This window comes from Streptomyces sp. AC627_RSS907, assembly GCF_019049165.1.
The window spans coordinates 1-694 of the sequence record NZ_JAGMUE010000631.1 but is presented as its reverse complement, the minus strand read 5'-3'; the positions used below and the strand labels follow the sequence as shown (position 1 = coordinate 694).

The window sequence follows — 694 nt, the reverse complement described above, 5'->3', positions numbered from 1 at the left end:
AGGTCGCTCGACGACCGGTCCCAGCACCGGCGGGAATATCGCCTCTTCGAAGCAACCGGGGTGGAGGTCAACGGCGTCGCGAAGGCGCCCGCGTTCGGCTCGCAGATCTCGGAGGAGGGGGGCAACCTGCGGGTGATGATGGTCTGGGGCAGGCCGCCCGCCAAGGTCGTCATGAGCTGGGCAGAGCGCGACACCAGCGATGCGAGCCTCCTCGTTGTCTACTTCGGCACGCTGAACCGTGAGTCACGCGTGGAACTGGCCGCCGGTTCTGGTCGGCTGCAGCCGTTGCTGGTCGTGGACGATGCTGCCGTGGCCTATCTGGCTGCCCGCGGTAACCGTCAGGTCAGCATCACCACTCAGACACTGCTCCCCTTCTCCGGCGTCAACCCGTACATCAGGGAGAAGCGGGGCCGGATCGGTGGCGAGATGTTCTACGGCCGCGACGCCGAACGCAAGAGCGTTCTCGACCCGCGCGGCACCCAGGTCATCTACGGCGGCCGGGGGCTCGGGAAGTCGGCCCTGCTCGCCGAGGCCGGCGAACAGTTCTCGCGACAACGCCGCGGCTACCACCAGGCGGTGTACGTCAACCTCGACCAGGAGAACATCGGCAAAGGCAGCTCGTTCGGGCCGGAGACGCTGTGGAGTGTTCTGGAGCGGGAACTGGCCATGGCACAGGTACTTGACGACCGACCGC

The 694-nt window shown here is 67.0% G+C and carries 1 pseudogene; it reads left to right on the top strand.

From position 1 onward, the window contains the following. Window positions 1–694: pseudogene (locus KUM32_RS37505) on the top strand (ATP-binding protein); the annotation flags it as partial.